Origin of the sequence: Phycicoccus sp. (genome assembly GCF_035325325.1) — a bacterium.
Lineage (GTDB): Bacteria > Actinomycetota > Actinomycetes > Actinomycetales > Dermatophilaceae > Phycicoccus.
The window spans coordinates 1-15247 of record NZ_DAOLAC010000056.1 but is presented as its reverse complement, the minus strand read 5'-3'; the positions used below and the strand labels follow the sequence as shown (position 1 = coordinate 15247).

Here is a 15247-nt window from a genome sequence, read left to right as displayed (position 1 = left end):
TCATGGAAGCGATCGACGCCAGCGGGAAAAGCCCCCGCGCCCCCGCCGAGGACCGGGACGAGGAGGGGGGCCCTGCGGCGCACGGCGAGGGCGAGCACGAGCCCCGGGACGACCGGCAGGAGCCGCAGCGGCCGGTCGGAGCGGGTGAGGACCTCCACGACCATCACGGCCCCGATCGCGACGGCGATGACGAGGTCCGGGTGCTGGCGGAGCCGGGCCGTGCCCATGAGCGCCGACTGTAGTGGGCACACGTGCCTCCGGCGTCACCTCGGAGGATGACCGCGAGATGGTCCTCGGGGGCGACAGACCGGTCGCTCGTCGTCGTGACGACAGCGCGGAGGGCGGTGTCGCACCGTGGCGGACGTCCGTCACACCATGAGAGGAAGACCGATGTCGTCCACCACCATTGCCACCCGATCCACCGCCCACCCACCGCTGCTCGCGACCACCGTCGCCACGCTCGTCGTCAGCGTCTTCTGGACCGCCTTCGGGGCCGACGGCTGGGGAGAGCTGCTGACGATGGCCGCTGTCCAGGTCGTCGCGGCTGGCGTCGTCCTCGGCGTGGTCGTGCCCCGCCTGCTCCGACGGCAGAGCACGGGGGGTCCGTCGCTCGCCGTCGGGGTCGTCGCCGTGCTGCTCACCCTCCCGGCGTTCTGGTCCGGGGTTCCGCTCGTGCTCGGAGTCGCCGCGGCCGTCCTCGGCAACGCAGGCCGGACCCGCGAGGTGGGGGAGCGCGCCGCGCTCGCCGGCCTGGCGCTCGGGTTGCTCGCGGTCCTCGGCTACCTGGCCCTCTACCTCGGCGACGGGGTCGTCGCCGGACACCACGGGGTCCTCGTCGCGGGCCTGCTCTGAGGTCGGGACCGGGCGCAGGGCGGACCGGCCGGCCCTGCGCCCGTGCCGCGTCGGCGTCGCCGCCGGCCCGAGGTCAGACGCGGCGGAGGACGGCCGTGACCTTGCCGAGGATCGTCGCGTGGTCGCCGTCGATCGGCTCGAAGGCGGGGTTGTGCGGCATCAGCCAGACGTGGCCGTCCCGCCGCTTGAAGGTCTTGACCGTCGCCTCGTTGTCGAGCATCGCCGCGACGATGTCGCCGTTCTCGGCGGTCGGCTGCTGCCGGACGACGACCCAGTCGCCGTCGCAGATGGCGGCGTCGACCATCGAGTCGCCGACGACCTTGAGGAGGAAGAGCGAGCCCTCGCCGACGATCTGCTTGGGCAGCGGGAAGACGTCCTCGACGACCTCCTCGGCGGTGATCGGCACGCCGGCGGCGATCTGGCCGAGGACTGGGACGTACGAGGCCTCGGGGCGCTCGTCGCCGATGCCGGTGACGTCGATGTCCTCCGGCTCGGGGCGGCGGTAGCCCGACCCGGCGCGGTCGGGGGAGACCACCTCGATGGCGCGCGGCCGGTTGGGGTCGCGCCGGAGGAAGCCCTTGCGCTCGAGCGCGGAGAGCTGGTGGGCGACCGAGCTGGGGGAGGTCAGCCCGACGGCCTCGCCGATCTCGCGCATGCTCGGGGGGTACCCGTGCCGGTCGACGGCGTTGCGGATCACCTCGAGGATCTTGCGCTGGCGGTGGGTCAGCTCGCCGCCGTCGCCGCGGTCGGGCATCTCGTGGATGTCGGCGTTCCTCGGACGTGCCATCTCGACCCCTTACGCTGCGGCGCCCGCGCGGTGCGCGGAGCCATGTCGGTGTTTGTGCAGGTCAGACGGTGTGTCGGTGGTGCCGTGCAGTCTGATCCGCATGCGGACATCGTACGGACGTCGAACAGAGAATTCAAACATTCTTTCGACGCGTGTCTTGTCCGCCTCGAACATCCGTGCTACAACTCGTACAGACGTTCTATCGAACACCGGTTCGACGGTCGCCCTCGCGGCCGGGATGGAGGACATGATGAGTGCGATCGCCTGGGAGCCCGCCGAGCTCGGCCACCCCCACTCCGCGGCGCCGCGGCGCCCGCACCTCGTCGTGCTCCCCGGCGGCGGCGAGGCGGCCGTCTCCGGTGGCGGTGCGCTGCGCCTGACGGCCCGCGGCCGGTTGGTCCTCCTCGTCCTCGCGGCGCTCCTCGTCACGGTGCTGCTCGGCCTGCGCGGCCAGGGCAGCGCCACGGCCCTCGAGCCCGACCACGTCGTCTTCGTCGGCGCCGGCCAGACCCTCTCCGAGATCGCGGCGCACGAGCTGCCGCAGCTCTCGATGAGCGAGGGCGTCCTCGCCATCCAGCTGGCCAACGACCTGAGCACCGCCCAGGTCAGCGCCGGTCAGGAGCTCGTCATCCCGCGCGGCTGACGAACCGACCGCGCGGCGGCGCGCACCGCCGCGACGGTCCCTTGCGTCCGAGTCCCTCGACCCGGCTCCGGACGCCGGAGGGCGTCGCCTCCCGTGCAGGAGAGGCGACGCCCTCCGTGCTGTGCCCTGGGAGGGCGCGTCGGGACGGCGCTGCACGACGGCGCGGCGAGCGGTTCGCCGGTGCCGCAGGGTCCTCGCGCAGCGCCGTCGGCCCCGGCCCGGCGACAAGTTCGCCTGTGCCGCAAGGTCCTCGGGCGGCGCCGTCGGCCGCGGCCGCGCGACAAGTTCGACTGTGCCGCAGGGTCCTCGCGTGACGTCGGCGGCGCGTCGCTGCGGTCACGTCCGCCCCATCCGTCACCGACACTCGGCCGAACGGAGGACTCCGCATCGACCGACCTGCCCTATCTGGGGACCCGTGCGGCCCCGACCCGGCGTGGCGGGTTCCGGCGCCGTCGCGCGGCGGCGGAGACTCGGCGCATGCGGACCAGACGGCGCAGCAGCTATCGCGTCACACACCATCCGGTCGTCCAGTGCGGCGGCCAGGGCCGGTGGGTGTGGTCGTGCGGCTGCGGCGCGCGTGGGTCCGTCCTCTCGGGCGGGTGGCACGGCGCCTTCACGGCAGCGCTGGTCCACCAGAGCCTCAGTCCGGGGGAGTAGACGTGCGGCCCGGGGATACACAGAGGGTCCCCGGGTCGCACTCCCCGCCGCCGCCGGCTCTCGCTCCGCGGCGGTGGGGCCGGCGGCGGGGGCGCCGCCTGCAGGGAGGCCGCGGCACCGCATGTCCGGGTGCGCAGCGGTCCCTCCCCTCGTGACCACCGACCGGGCGCGAGGGGAGGGACCGTCCCGTCCTCGTGGACGGGTCCGGGACGCCGGCCGCGGCCTTCCTGCGTGCCCGGGGAACAGGGCTGTGGCGCTCGGCGTTGTGCAGTGATGTAATGAAGTAATCACTGCAAGGAGGCAATCATGCGACACCGACCAGATCCCGACCCGACGAGCGACCCCACGCCACGCGGCGGTGGCGGCGGCTCGTGGGGCCACCGCGGTCCCGGTGGCCGCCGCGGCCCCGGTGGCGGTCCGGGTGGCCGCCGCGGGTTCGGCCACGGCCGGCCCGGCGGCTGGCAGCAGGGTGACCTGCCGAACGCCGACGACGCCGCCAAGTGGTTCACCGGGCGCCTGCCCGACGGCTGGTTCGACGACGTCGAGGTCACCGTCGACCGCGAGGAGATCACGGTCGTCGGCACGCTCGCCGGCCTCGATCCGGCGACCGACGCCGCGGAGGCCGAGGGCCGGGTCAGCCGCTTCCGGGCGGAGACCCGCGAGCAGCGGATGGCCGTCGCCGACGAGGCCCAGGCCCGCTACGGCCGCACCGTGTCGTGGGGCGCCCGGGTCGGCGACACGACGACGCTCTTCACCCACCTCGCCGTCCCGGTCATGACCCGGCTGCGCCAGCCCGAGCGCTCGGTGCTCGACACCCTCGTCGACGCCGGCGTCGCCCGCTCCCGCAGCGACGCGCTGGCCTGGTGTGTCCGGCTCGTCGGCGACCACGCCGAGACCTGGCTCGGCGAGCTCCGCGAGGCGATGACCGAGGTCGACAAGCTGCGCGCCAAGGGCCCGGAGCTCTGAGCCCCCGCCGGTCCGGCCGGGCATCCCCTCCCGGCCGGGCCGGGACGCCGAGCGGCCGCGCTCAGCCGAGCATCCGTCGCATGACGAGCCGCGGCATCCTGCTCGCCACGGCGTCGGTCTCGCCGACCACCTCGAACCCGACCTTCTCGAACATCGAGCGGGTCCCGACGAAGGCCATCGTCAGGTCCATCCGCCGGCCCCGCGGGTCGACCGGGTACGCCTCGACCGCCGGCGCCCCGCGCGAGGCAGCCCACTGCACGGCGCCCTCGAGCAGCGGTGTCGTGACGCCCTGCCTGCGGTGGCCGCTGCGGACGACGACGCAGATGATGCTCCACACCGGCACGTCGTCGACGGGACGGATCTTCGTGCTGTGCACGAGCCGCGGGATGTCCTCTCTCGCACCGATGTTGCACCAGCCGACCGGCTCGCCGTCGCGGTAGGTGACCACCCCCGGCGGGGCGTCCCACTCACAGAGCCGCCGGGCCGCCCGCTCGCGGCTGCCCTCGCCCAGCTCCTCGATCTCCTGCTGGCGCAGCCGGTGCGACAGGCACCAGCAGTGCGTCGCCCGCCGGTTCGGGTTGACGACGTCGGCGAAGTCGTCGAAGCGGTCGGGGGTGACGGGGCGGGTCTCCCACTGCACGTCGGCCATGCCTCAGCCAAGCACGGGCCGCGGACATCGAGGGCCGACGCGGGTCCGGCGCCCGGCCGCCACCAGCGGCCGCCGACCCGCGTGCTGGACACGGACTGAACAAGCGTTTAACATGCTGAACATGCGTTCAGCCGATCCTACCGATCCGGACCGCACCGCCCGGGCCGCGATCCGCGACGCCGCCCTCGCCCTCTTCGCCGAGCGCGGCCCCGACGCCGCGACCGTCCGTGACATCGCCGCCGCGGCCGAGGTGTCACCGGCCCTCGTCCTGCACCACTACGGCAGCAAGGACGGTCTGCGCGCGGCCGTCGACGAGTACGCGGCCGGCGCCTTCGACGCGATGCTCGCCCAGCTGGAGGGCGGTGACCTGGCCGACGTCCTCTCCGGCGGCGAGCCGGCGTCCCTCGCCGAGGCGTTCGCGACCGAGTTCCGCGCCGGCTCCCCGCTCGTCCTCTACCTCCGGCGCCTCCTGCTCTCCGGTGACCCGGCGGGCACGGTCCTCGTCCGGCGCTGGCACGCCCTGACCCTGGGCGTGGTCGAGCGGCTCGAGGAGGCCGGCGTCGCCCGCCCCAGCCGCGACCGCGAGGCTCGCGCGGCGCTGCTCCTCGCCGGCGACCTCGCGGTCGTCCTCCTCGCTCCGCACCTCGGGGCCGTCCTCGGCGAGAACCCGCTGACCCCCGGCGGGATGGCGCGCTGGACCGCCGAGGCCACCGACGTCTACCTCCACGGCGCGTTCATCGCGCCGCCGGAGCCCCCTACCCCGACCACCGACCCCAGCACCGACCGCACGGGAGGAGACGCGACGTGAGCACCGACGACGTCATCCGGATCGAGGGACTGGTCAAGGAGTTCGGGGGCTTCCGGGCCCTCGACGGCCTCGACCTCGCCGTCCGGCCGGGGGAGGTGCACGGCTTCCTCGGGCCCAACGGTGCGGGCAAGTCGACGACCATCCGCGTGCTGCTCGGCCTGGTCCGCGCGGACGCCGGCCGCATCCGGCTGCTCGACGGCGACCCGTGGCGCGATGCGCCGCGCCTGCACGCCCGCGTCGCCTACCTCCCCGGGGACGTCTCGCTGTGGCCGGGACTCACCGGCGGCCAGTGCCTCGACGTCCTCGGCGCCATCCGAGGCGGCCTGGACGACCGGCGCCGCGACACGCTCGTCGAGCGGTTCGACCTCGACCCGACGAAGCGGGCGCGCGACTACTCCAAGGGCAACCGGCAGAAGGTCGCGCTCGTGGCCGCCCTCGCCGCCGACGCCGACCTCCTCGTCCTCGACGAGCCGACCTCCGGCCTCGACCCGCTGATGGAGCAGGTCTTCCAGGACGTGGTCCGCGAGCGCCGGGCCCAGGGCGCGACCGTGCTGCTGTCCAGCCACGTGCTCGGTGAGGTCGAGGCCCTCGCCGACCGGGTGAGCATCGTGCGCCGCGGCCGGACCGTGACGACGGGAACGCTGGCCGACCTGCGCCGCCACACCCGCACCGTCGTGCACGCCGTCGTCGACGGCGGCGCGGACGGGCTGGCGGGCGCTCCCGGCGTCGAGGGCGCCGAGACCGAGCCGACGGGGGAGGGGCGCACGGACGTCCGGCTCACCGTCGACGCGGCGCACCTCGACGGGGTCGTCGGCCGGCTGCACGCGGCGGGCATCCACACGCTCACCGTCCACCCGCCGAGCCTCGACACCCTCTTCCTGCGCACCTACGAGGACGACCCGGCCGAGGAGCCCACCGTCGCGACCGGGGCCCGCCGATGACCGGCCTCGGCGTCCTGGTCCGGGTCCGGCTGCGCACCCGCTGGAAGGCCGCCCTCGTCTGGGTGGTGGCGGTCGTCGGGTCGCTGGTCGGCACCGCCGTCTCGGTCGCCAGCCTCTACGACACCCCGGAGAAGCTGCGCTCGTACGCGGAGGCCGTGGTCGGCGACGCCCTCGTGGCCATCAACGGCCGGGTCGAGGGCATCGGCACCCTCGGTGGGGTCGTGCAGGACGAGTTCTCCTTCGTCGCCGCGCTCGCCCTGCCCCTGCTCGGCGTCTCCCTCGTCACCGCCGCGACCCGCCGCGAGGAGGAGAGCGGCCGGCTCGAGCTGCTGCTCGCAGGGCGCCTCGACCGTCGCGCACCGGTCGCGGCAGCGCTCGTGGTGGCCGTCGGCGCCGTGGTGCTCGTCGTCGTCGGGTCGGCGGCCGGGATGGCGCTCGCCGGCATCCCGGCGGGCCGGGCGAGCCTCTACGCGGCGTCCCTCGGAGCGCTGGCGCTCGTGTTCGCCTGCCTCGCAGGGCTGCTCGCCCAGCTGGTCCTCCACGCGCGCACGGTGTGGGCCGTCTCGCTCGGGGTGCTGGCGGTGGCGTACGTCCTGCGGGGAGTCGGCGACGTGCGCGGATGGTGGCTCGCGTGGCTGTCCCCGCTCACCTGGGTCGAGCGGTCGGCCCCGTTCGGCGAGCCCCGGTGGTGGGTCCTCGCCGTGCCACTCGGTGTCTCGGCCGCGCTCGCCGGCGCGGCGGTCCTCGTCGCCGGCCGGCGCGACCTCGGCGCGGCCCTCCTGCGCGGCGGGCCCGGCCCGGCGCGGGCCTCGGCCCGGCTGCGCCACCCGGTCGGGCTGGCCCTCTCGCTGCACCGCTCGGCGTTCCTCGGCTGGCTGGCCGGCGCGGTGGCGCTCGCCGGCGTCATGGGCGCGCTGGCCAACGACGTCGTCGCCGCCATCCGCGGCAACCCCGACGTCGCGCGGCTCCTCGCGCCCGGCGACCGCCCGGCCGACGGGTTCCTCTCGGTCGTCCTGCTCTACCTCGCCGTCCTCGCCACGGGGTATGTCGTGCAGTCGCTCGGCACGCTGCGCCGCGAGGAGACCGACGGCCGCCTCGAGCCGCAGCTCGCCGGCACGGTCGGCCGGGTGCGCTGGCTCGGGGCGCACCTCGGCGTCGTCGCGGCGGGGCTCGTCGTGCTGCTCGGCGGCTCCTCCCTCGTCCTCGCGCTGGCGACCGCGTGGTCGACCGGCGACTCCGGGGCCGTCTGGCCGGTGGTCCGCGGCGGGCTCGCGTACGTGCCCGCGGCGCTCGTCGTCGGCGGGGTCGCCGTCGCGCTGCTGGGGATGCTCCCGCGCGCCCTGCCGGCGGCCTGGGCGGTGGTCGGCCTCGTCGCCTTCGTCGGCTTCCTCGGGGCGGGGCTGCGGATGCCCGGCTGGCTGCTCGACCTGTCGCCGACCACCCACGTCGGCGACCCGCCGGTCGGCCCGGTGGCCCTCGGCGGCGTCGCCGGGCTGGTAGCCGTCGCGGCGGTGCTGCTCGTGGCCGGGACCGTCGGGTTCCGGCGGCGCACCGTCCCCACCGGCTGAGCCGGCCGTAGGGTCGGCGACGTGCGTGTCGTCAGCCTCGTCCCGTCGGCCACCGAGATCCTCTTCGCGGTGGGCGCCGGCGACGACGTCGTCGGCGTGACCTTCGAGTGCGACCACCCGGCGGAGGCGCGGTTCCGGCCGGTGGTGTCGACCTCGGCGCTGCCCGAGGGGCTGGCTCCGGCGGAGATCGACGCCGCGGTCCGGGCGGCCGTGGCCCGTGGCGAGGACCTCTACCGCCTCGACGCCGGGGCACTCGCCGGGCTCGACGCCGACCTCGTCGTCACCCAGGACCTGTGCGCCGTGTGCGCCCTCGACGTGTCCACGGTCGATGCCGCGCTCGAGCACCTCGGCTGCCGGGCGCAGGTGCTCACGGTCGACCCGCGCACGCTCGAGGACGTGCTCGGGTCCATCCGGGCGATCGGGTCGGCCGTGGGGCGCGCCGGCGAGGCATCCGCGCTGGTGGAGTCGCTCCGGGCCCGGCTGGCCGCCGTGGCCGCCCGGGGGGCCGGCCGTCCACGGCCGCGGGTCGTCGTCCTCGAGTGGACCGACCCGCCGTTCGCTCCGGGGCACTGGATCCCCGAGATGGTCGAGCACGCCGGCGGCGAGTGCGTCCTCGGCCGGGCGGGGGAGCGCTCGCACGCCGTGACCTTCGCCGACGTCGCGGCGGCCCGTCCGGACGTGGTGGTCGTCGCCCCCTGCGGGTACGACCGCGCCGGGGCGCAGGCCCAGGCCGACGCGCTCGTGGCGGCGGGGTCGCTGCCGCCCGGGGTCGTGGTCCACGCCGTCGACGCCGACGGCGAGTGGGCCCGTCCGGGACCGCGGCTTGTCGATGGCGTCGAGGAGCTCGCCGCCCTCCTCCATCCCCGGGCGTGACGCGGCCCCGTCGGGCCGGCTCAGCTCGACGGGGCCGTGGTCGGTGTCCCCGGGTCGGTCGGTGCCGACCCCGCGGAATCAGTCGTGGTGCCGGTGCAGGTCCTCGCGGTGCGGCGCGGTGCCCCGTCGGCCGAGGGCGCTGACCCCGGCCATGAGGAGGTCGAGCAACGGCGACGGGGTGGTCTCCCCGTCCCGGCGCGACGCCGCGCACTCGGTGAAGCGGCCCAGCGGGCCTTCCATGGTGTAACCCATCACGCAGTCCTCCCTCATGCGTTGTCCCTGCGTCGGTATGACGTTCTCCACGATGACACCAAGAGCGGGTAAAGACGCTACGGATTCCGTCGGCCCCGGGTGAACGGCGGCGACGACTGGCCGAACGGATGATGCTGCCGTCGTGCTCAGCGGGCGTGGAAATTGCTGCCGGGTGGGCGAGGGCGACGACGGCGGCTTCGGTATCAGCAGGTGGGAGGGCGTCCTCCTTGGTCGCATGAGGACCATCCGCCGGCGGACCGCCCGCCGTACCCACCACCCGGCCGTCAGCTGTGACGCGCTCGGACGGTGGCACTGGGAGTGTGCGTGCGGCGCCGGCGCCCGCGGCGGGTCCGGTCACGTCGACTGGCACTGGATGGTCACCGCCGCCCTGGTCCACCAGAACGCCAGCCCGGGGGAGTGAACCGGGCCGGGCGTCAGGTGGGGGTGCCGGGCCGCAGCTCGACCGGCGTGGCGGGGGAGACCCGGGCCACGGCCTCGCGCACGGCGAGCTGCTCACCGGGCCGGAGCTGCCGGGTGTCGCGCAGGAGGTACGGCGAGGACGACGTGCCCCGGGGCATGGTGAGGCGCACCCCGAGCCGGCCCCCGGTCTGGCCGGGGCCGGTCGGCCCGAGGACGACGACCGCGGCCACCTCGCCCCACGGCACGACCTCGGTGACGAACGCGCCGCCCTCGAGCGAGCCGAGCACGACCCCGAGGGGGCCGACCGAGAAGGCGGGTGCGGTGGTGGAGCGCATCGCGAGGAACCCGAAGGCGACGAGGACGACGCCGAGCCCGAGGCCGCCCCGGAGGACCGCGCCGGCGGCTGGGGACAGCCCGGCCAGGGCGACGAGCCCGGCGGCGAGGCCGACGGCGACGGCGAGGATGCCGGCCGCGGCCGCCATCCGTCCCATCCGCAGCTCCTGCGCGTCGTCGACGTAGGTCGGCGTCCCGCCGAGCAGCGCCTCGATCTGCGTTGCCGCGCTCGTCGGCCCGGCCTGGGCGCGGCGCTCGAGCGGTCCGGCCAGGGTGGCCACGAGGCCGCCCCGCACGGGCTGGGTCGTCGTCATCGTGGGTTCCCTCCCGGCCGCACCCCTCGCGGCCCAGCACAGCATCCCCGACGACGGCACCCGCGCGCGGGCGATCGCTCGCATTCGTGAGCGATCCCGTGCGCGGGGCACGCGATCCCTTGCGCCGGGCAAGGAATCCCTTGCGTCGGGCACGGAGTCCGGGGCACCACCACATCTGGTGGGCGACCCGCGCCCGGGCCGGTCCGGCCCCAGCCTCGCGACCCCCAGATCTGGTGCCACACCCGTCACACCAGCCCCACGGATGGTGTTCCGACACGCCGAGCCGCGCCACCCCGACCCACCCCGCACCCGCTCTGACCTGCGCAAACAGCCGAACGGACGATCTTTACCCCCGCCTTCTTGCGTCGCAGGTCACACACGATGCATGATGAGCACAACATCTAGTGGTTACACCGCTGTAGTTCGTCCACATCTTGTGCACACGAAATCAGGGTCATCCACAGGTTGTTCACACGAGAGTCCACCAGTTCGTCCACAGGAGAGGGGGCCGAGGACCATGCACTGCCCGTTCTGCCGGCACACCGACTCCCGGGTCATGGACTCCCGCACGACCGACGACGGCGCGGCCATCCGCCGCCGCCGCCAGTGCCCGGAGTGCGGCCGCCGGTTCACCACCGTCGAGACCGCGAGCCTGAGCGTCGTCAAGCGCTCCGGCGCCACCGAGCCGTTCAGCCGCGCCAAGGTCCTCGTCGGCGTCCGCAAGGCCTGCCAGGGCCGCCCGGTCACCGAGGACGACCTCGCCATCCTCGCCCAGAAGGTCGAGGAGTCCATCCGCAGCGCCGGCTCCGCCGAGATCGACGCCCACGAGGTCGGCCTCGCCGTCCTCGAGCCGCTGCGCGAGCTCGACGAGGTCGCGTACCTGCGCTTCGCGAGCGTCTACCAGGCCTTCGACTCCCTCGAGGACTTCGAGTCGGCCATCACCCTCCTGCGCGCCGAACGCGAGGCGACCGCGCAGGAACCGCAGGCCACCACGCCTGTCGGACCCCAGCAGTAGAACAGACACCAGGTCACCACCGCCCTCAGAGGGGGCAGAAGGAAGGGATACGCATGACCGAGACCGCCGGAGCACGTGCAGGTGCCCGCAAGTCCCCGCGCGCCAAGGGGGTGAAGATCGAACGGATCTACACCACCCCGGGCGTCCACCCCTACGACGAGGTGACCTGGGAGAAGCGCGACGTCGTCCAGCAGAACTGGAAGACCGGCGAGACGATCTTCGAGCAGCGGGGCGTCGAGTTCCCCGACTTCTGGAGCGTCAACGCCTCCACCATCGTCACGACGAAGTACTTCCGCGGCGCGGTGGGCACGCCCGAGCGCGAGACCGGGCTCAAGCAGCTCATCGACCGCGTCGTCCTCACCTACGTCAAGGCCGGCAAGGACTTCGACTACTTCTCGAACGCCGAGGACGCCGAGATCTTCGAGCACGAGCTGACGTACGCCCTGCTGCACCAGGTGTTCAGCTTCAACTCGCCGGTCTGGTTCAACGTCGGCACCAAGAGCCCGCAGCAGGTCAGCGCCTGCTTCATCCTCTCCGTCGACGACTCGATGGACTCCATCCTCAACTGGTACAAGGAGGAGGGCTTCATCTTCAAGGGCGGCTCGGGCGCGGGCCTCAACCTCTCGCGCATCCGCTCGTCCAAGGAGCTCCTCTCCTCCGGCGGCACCGCCTCCGGCCCGGTCTCGTTCATGCGTGGTGCGGATGCGTCCGCGGGCACCATCAAGTCCGGTGGCGCCACCCGCCGCGCGGCGAAGATGGTCGTCCTCGACGTCGACCACCCGGACATCGTCGAATTCGTCGAGACCAAGGCGCGCGAGGAGGACAAGATCCGCGCGCTGCGCGACGCCGGCTTCGACATGGACCTCGGCGGCAAGGACATCACCTCGGTCCAGTACCAGAACGCGAACAACAGCGTCCGCGTCACCGACACCTTCATGCGCGCGGTCGAGGAGGGCACCGAGTTCGGGCTCACCTCGCGCAAGGACGGCTCGGTCATCGAGACCATCGACGCCCGCGAGCTGATGGGCAAGATCGCCAAGGCCGCGTGGGAGTGCGCCGACCCGGGCATCCAGTACGACGACACGATCAACGACTGGCACACCAACCCCGAGACCGGCCGCATCACCGCGTCCAACCCGTGCTCGGAGTACATGTCGCTCGACAACTCCTCGTGCAACCTGGCCAGCCTCAACCTCCTGAAGTTCCTCAAGGACGACGACACCTTCGACGCCGTCACCTTCCAGAAGGTCGTCGAGCTCGTCATCACCGCGATGGACATCTCGATCTGCTTCGCCGACTTCCCGACCGAGCCGATCGGCAAGACCACCCGCGACTACCGCCAGCTCGGCATCGGCTACGCCAACCTCGGCGCGCTGCTCATGGCCACCGGCCACGGCTACGACTCCGAGGGTGGCCGCGCGCTCGCTGCGACGATCACCTCGCTGCTCACCGGTGCCGCCTACAAGCGCTCCGCCGAGATGGCCGCGGTCGTCGGCCCGTACGCCGGGTACGCCCGCAACGCCGACGCCCACAAGCGGGTCATGCGCAAGCACGCCGCCGCCAACGACGCCGTGCGCACGCTCGGCACGATGGACAAGGACATCCACCGGGTCGCCACGAAGGCCTGGGACGACGTCGTCAAGCTCGGTGAGAAGAACGGCTACCGCAACGCGCAGGCGTCGGTGCTCGCCCCCACCGGGACCATCGGCTTCATGATGGACTGCGACACCACCGGCATCGAGCCCGACTTCTCGCTCGTGAAGTTCAAGAAGCTCGTCGGTGGCGGCTCGATGCAGATCGTCAACCTCACGATCCCGCGGGCGCTGCGCAAGCTCGGCTACCCGGAGGAGACGGTCGAGGCGATCGTCGAGTACATCGCCGACAAGGGCCACGTCATCGACGCGCCGGGCCTGAAGCCGGAGCACTATGAGGTGTTCGACACCGCGATGGGTGCGCGGGCCATCTCCCCGATGGGCCACGTCCGGATGATGGCGGCGACGCAGCCGTTCCTCTCCGGCGCGATCAGCAAGACGGTCAACCTGCCGGAGACGGCGACCGTCGAGGAGATCGAGGAGGTCTACGTCCAGGGCTGGAAGCTCGGCCTCAAGGCGCTGGCCGTGTACCGCGACAACTGCAAGGTCGGCCAGCCGCTCTCCGACGGCGGCTCGACGGCGAAGGACAAGGCCGCGGACGCGGTCAAGGCCGCGACGGCCGAGGTCGTCGAGAAGGTCGTCTACCGCCCGACCCGCGAGCGGCTCCCGAAGCGCCGCACGTCGCAGACGACGTCGTTCGCCGTGGGTGGCGCCGAGGGCTACCTCACCGCCGGCACCTACGACGACGGCCGCCTCGGCGAGGTGTTCCTCAAGTTCGGCAAGCAGGGCTCCACGCTCGCCGGCGTCATGGACGCCTTCTCGATCGTCACCTCGGTCGCGCTGCAGTACGGCGTGCCGCTCGAGACGTTCGTCGAGAAGTTCACGAACATGCGCTTCGAGCCGGCCGGCATGACCGACGACCCGGACGTGCGGATGGCGCAGTCGCTCATGGACTACGTGTTCCGCCGGCTGGCCCTGGACCACCTCGACTTCGACACCCGGTCCTACATGGGCATCCACACGGCCGAGGAGCGGGCGCGCCAGCTCGAGACCGGCTCGTACGCCCCGGTGGACTCCGAGTCGGACGAGGAGCTCGCCGAGGAGATCGAGTCCCTCTCGGTCGGCATCGGCGCCTCGTCGAAGAAGCACGAGGAGCCGGCGGCCTCTGCTCCGGCGGCTGCGGAGTCGGCGTCCGCCGACGCCCAGTCCGCGGCGACGACGGCGTCCGGCTCCGGCGCGGCCTCGGCTCGTGAGGTCTCCTCGGAGATCCACAGCTCGGCCGACCTTCTCGCGGCGTTCGGCAACTCCAAGGCCGCCGACGCCCCGATGTGCATGACCTGCGGGACCAAGATGCGCCCCGCCGGCTCCTGCTACGTCTGCGAGGGCTGCGGCTCCACCAGCGGCTGCAGCTGATGTCGAATCTCACTGGGATGTCAGTGGATTCGCACTGAAATGTCAGTGGAATCGCACGAAGGTGTCAGTTCTGTCGCACGAGAATGTCAGTGACTGAGCGGATACCTGAGTGCAACGCCGAGGGGCGGATCGCGGAAGCGGTCCGCCCCTCGGCGTTCGTGGGTACCGTGTCGACTAGTTGGGATGTGGAGGTTGTCATGTCGCGATGGCTGCCACCGGCAGGTGGAGGCTACTCAGGTCGTCCTGCCACCGAGCGCATGAAGGTGAGGAGGAAGGGTGAGACGCCGCCACCTCGTCAGGTGGTCAAGCCGCCCAACGGCCCGTCCGGGGTGTCCCGGGCGAAGTGAGTGCTGACGTGTGGCGAGGACTTGTCTGCCCGGGTGTAGGTGTCGATGTGCTTCGCATGTGCCGGTGATGGCGAGCAAGGTCTGGCAGAGGGTGGGGGAACACGAAGGCGGTCTGCTCGCCGGGCTGCCTCAATCGCGCGCCGTTGCCGAGATGATCTGTGACGATCTGTTTCGTTGATGACGAACGGAAGGGTGGAGCGCATGTCGGCGCGTGGGACCGTAGTCGGCACTGACGACTTTGGCGCGGAGCCTTGGGTGGATAGCGACTGGATCACGGTCGCTGATCGACGGTACAAGGTGACCGTCGTGCCGAGCCGAACCCCTGATTGGGTGGTCAGTTGGTGCTCGGACGGGTTGGTGTTGGGCATTGTTGGCCTCTTCGTCATGTGGAAGGTCTCCCGCAAGACGCGCACCCTTGCAGCACGGGTCTACTGGCAGAGGAACCGCTGGTACAACGGAAGGCACCACCGGTTGGTCAGCGAGGAGTTCCCGACCGAGCACGCCGTGAACGCGCGTGCGGCGCAGTTCGTGGACTCGCTGAAGGCCGGAGTTGTGCCTGCTTCGTTGGGGTAGGCGAGTGCGCCGTCAGGCCCGATAGCTATTTACGGGTCTGAGTTACACAACTTTACGCAGCGAGAGTTGGCATCGGCCCGGCGTGGTTCACCGCTGCTTGGGCGGGCGCGTAGGGGTGCGCCAGTCGTTGTCGGTCGACTCCATGAGGGCAAATCTGAGGTCGTCCGAGAGGGCGAACCGGTCGGGGCCGGATGGGACTGCTGAAGGTTCGGTTGACACCTGATCTGTGGGGCCGGGAGGTCCC

Annotated in this window: 16 protein-coding genes; 11 read left to right on the top strand and 5 right to left on the bottom strand. The window is 72.8% G+C overall.

Annotated elements, in window-relative coordinates; genetic code table 11:
* A partial coding sequence (locus PKA89_RS19625; protein ID WP_324422434.1) for a hypothetical protein occupies positions 1–227 on the bottom strand: 227 nt, incomplete at its 3' end.
* 163 nt (positions 228–390) lie between these two features.
* Here PKA89_RS19625 and PKA89_RS19620 point away from each other — a divergent pair.
* Complete coding sequence (locus PKA89_RS19620; protein WP_324422433.1) at positions 391–852, top strand: hypothetical protein; 462 nt, start codon at positions 391–393, stop codon at positions 850–852.
* Between the two features lie 73 nt (positions 853–925).
* Here the strand turns inward: PKA89_RS19620 and lexA are convergent, their stop codons facing one another.
* A complete protein-coding gene (gene lexA, locus PKA89_RS19615; protein ID WP_324422432.1) occupies positions 926–1639 on the bottom strand; it encodes a transcriptional repressor LexA in 714 nt (237 codons plus the stop codon).
* A gap of 250 nt (positions 1640–1889) precedes the next feature.
* Between lexA and PKA89_RS19610 the strand changes: the two genes are divergently transcribed.
* Positions 1890–2282, top strand: a complete 393-nt coding sequence (locus PKA89_RS19610; protein ID WP_324422431.1) for a LysM peptidoglycan-binding domain-containing protein — start codon at positions 1890–1892, stop codon at positions 2280–2282.
* A gap of 963 nt (positions 2283–3245) precedes the next feature.
* A complete protein-coding gene (locus PKA89_RS19605; RefSeq protein WP_324422430.1) occupies positions 3246–3905 on the top strand; it encodes a hypothetical protein in 660 nt (219 codons plus the stop codon).
* Between the two features lie 61 nt (positions 3906–3966).
* Here the strand turns inward: PKA89_RS19605 and PKA89_RS19600 are convergent, their stop codons facing one another.
* Entirely contained in the window at positions 3967–4554 is a 588-nt protein-coding gene (locus PKA89_RS19600; RefSeq protein WP_324422428.1) for a GNAT family N-acetyltransferase, read from the bottom strand.
* 121 nt (positions 4555–4675) lie between these two features.
* On the opposite strand from PKA89_RS19600, the gene PKA89_RS19595 reads away from it, so the two are divergent.
* Genes PKA89_RS19595 through PKA89_RS19580 form a run of 4 tightly spaced genes read left to right on the top strand, consistent with a single transcriptional unit; the run spans position 4676 to position 8744 of the window.
* Complete coding sequence (locus PKA89_RS19595) at positions 4676–5362, top strand: helix-turn-helix domain-containing protein (protein WP_324422426.1); 687 nt, start codon at positions 4676–4678, stop codon at positions 5360–5362.
* Positions 5359–6303 (top strand): ABC transporter ATP-binding protein, encoded by a 945-nt coding sequence (locus PKA89_RS19590; RefSeq protein ID WP_324422424.1) that lies wholly within the window; start codon positions 5359–5361, stop codon positions 6301–6303. Before PKA89_RS19595 ends, PKA89_RS19590 begins: the two co-directional genes overlap by 4 nt.
* Positions 6300–7871, top strand: a complete 1572-nt coding sequence (locus tag PKA89_RS19585) for a hypothetical protein (RefSeq protein WP_324422422.1) — start codon at positions 6300–6302, stop codon at positions 7869–7871. Before PKA89_RS19590 ends, PKA89_RS19585 begins: the two co-directional genes overlap by 4 nt.
* Before the next feature lie 21 nt (positions 7872–7892).
* Positions 7893–8744, top strand: coding sequence for a helical backbone metal receptor (locus PKA89_RS19580; protein ID WP_324422420.1), 852 nt, complete (start codon positions 7893–7895; stop codon positions 8742–8744).
* A gap of 78 nt (positions 8745–8822) precedes the next feature.
* On the opposite strand, the gene PKA89_RS19575 is transcribed toward PKA89_RS19580, so the two are convergent.
* Positions 8823–8996, bottom strand: a complete 174-nt coding sequence (locus PKA89_RS19575) for a hypothetical protein (protein ID WP_324422418.1) — start codon at positions 8994–8996, stop codon at positions 8823–8825.
* A gap of 235 nt (positions 8997–9231) precedes the next feature.
* Between PKA89_RS19575 and PKA89_RS19570 the strand changes: the two genes are divergently transcribed.
* Complete coding sequence (locus PKA89_RS19570) at positions 9232–9417, top strand: hypothetical protein (protein ID WP_324422416.1); 186 nt, start codon at positions 9232–9234, stop codon at positions 9415–9417.
* A 13-nt stretch (positions 9418–9430) separates the two neighbouring features.
* Here the strand turns inward: PKA89_RS19570 and PKA89_RS19565 are convergent, their stop codons facing one another.
* The gene (locus PKA89_RS19565) at positions 9431–10063 is read right to left on the bottom strand and encodes a hypothetical protein (protein ID WP_324422414.1); all 633 of its coding nucleotides are present in this window, start codon (positions 10061–10063) and stop codon (positions 9431–9433) included.
* 517 nt (positions 10064–10580) lie between these two features.
* Between PKA89_RS19565 and nrdR the strand changes: the two genes are divergently transcribed.
* The 3 genes from nrdR to PKA89_RS19550 all read left to right on the top strand — a co-directional run bounded on the left by nrdR (position 10581) and on the right by PKA89_RS19550 (position 15003).
* Positions 10581–11078 (top strand): transcriptional regulator NrdR, encoded by a 498-nt coding sequence (gene nrdR, locus PKA89_RS19560; protein ID WP_324422412.1) that lies wholly within the window; start codon positions 10581–10583, stop codon positions 11076–11078.
* A gap of 53 nt (positions 11079–11131) precedes the next feature.
* Positions 11132–14083, top strand: a complete 2952-nt coding sequence (locus PKA89_RS19555; RefSeq protein ID WP_324422410.1) for a vitamin B12-dependent ribonucleotide reductase — start codon at positions 11132–11134, stop codon at positions 14081–14083.
* 539 nt (positions 14084–14622) lie between these two features.
* Positions 14623–15003 (top strand): hypothetical protein, encoded by a 381-nt coding sequence (locus PKA89_RS19550; protein WP_324422408.1) that lies wholly within the window; start codon positions 14623–14625, stop codon positions 15001–15003.
* Positions 15004–15247: the final 244 nt, after the last annotated feature.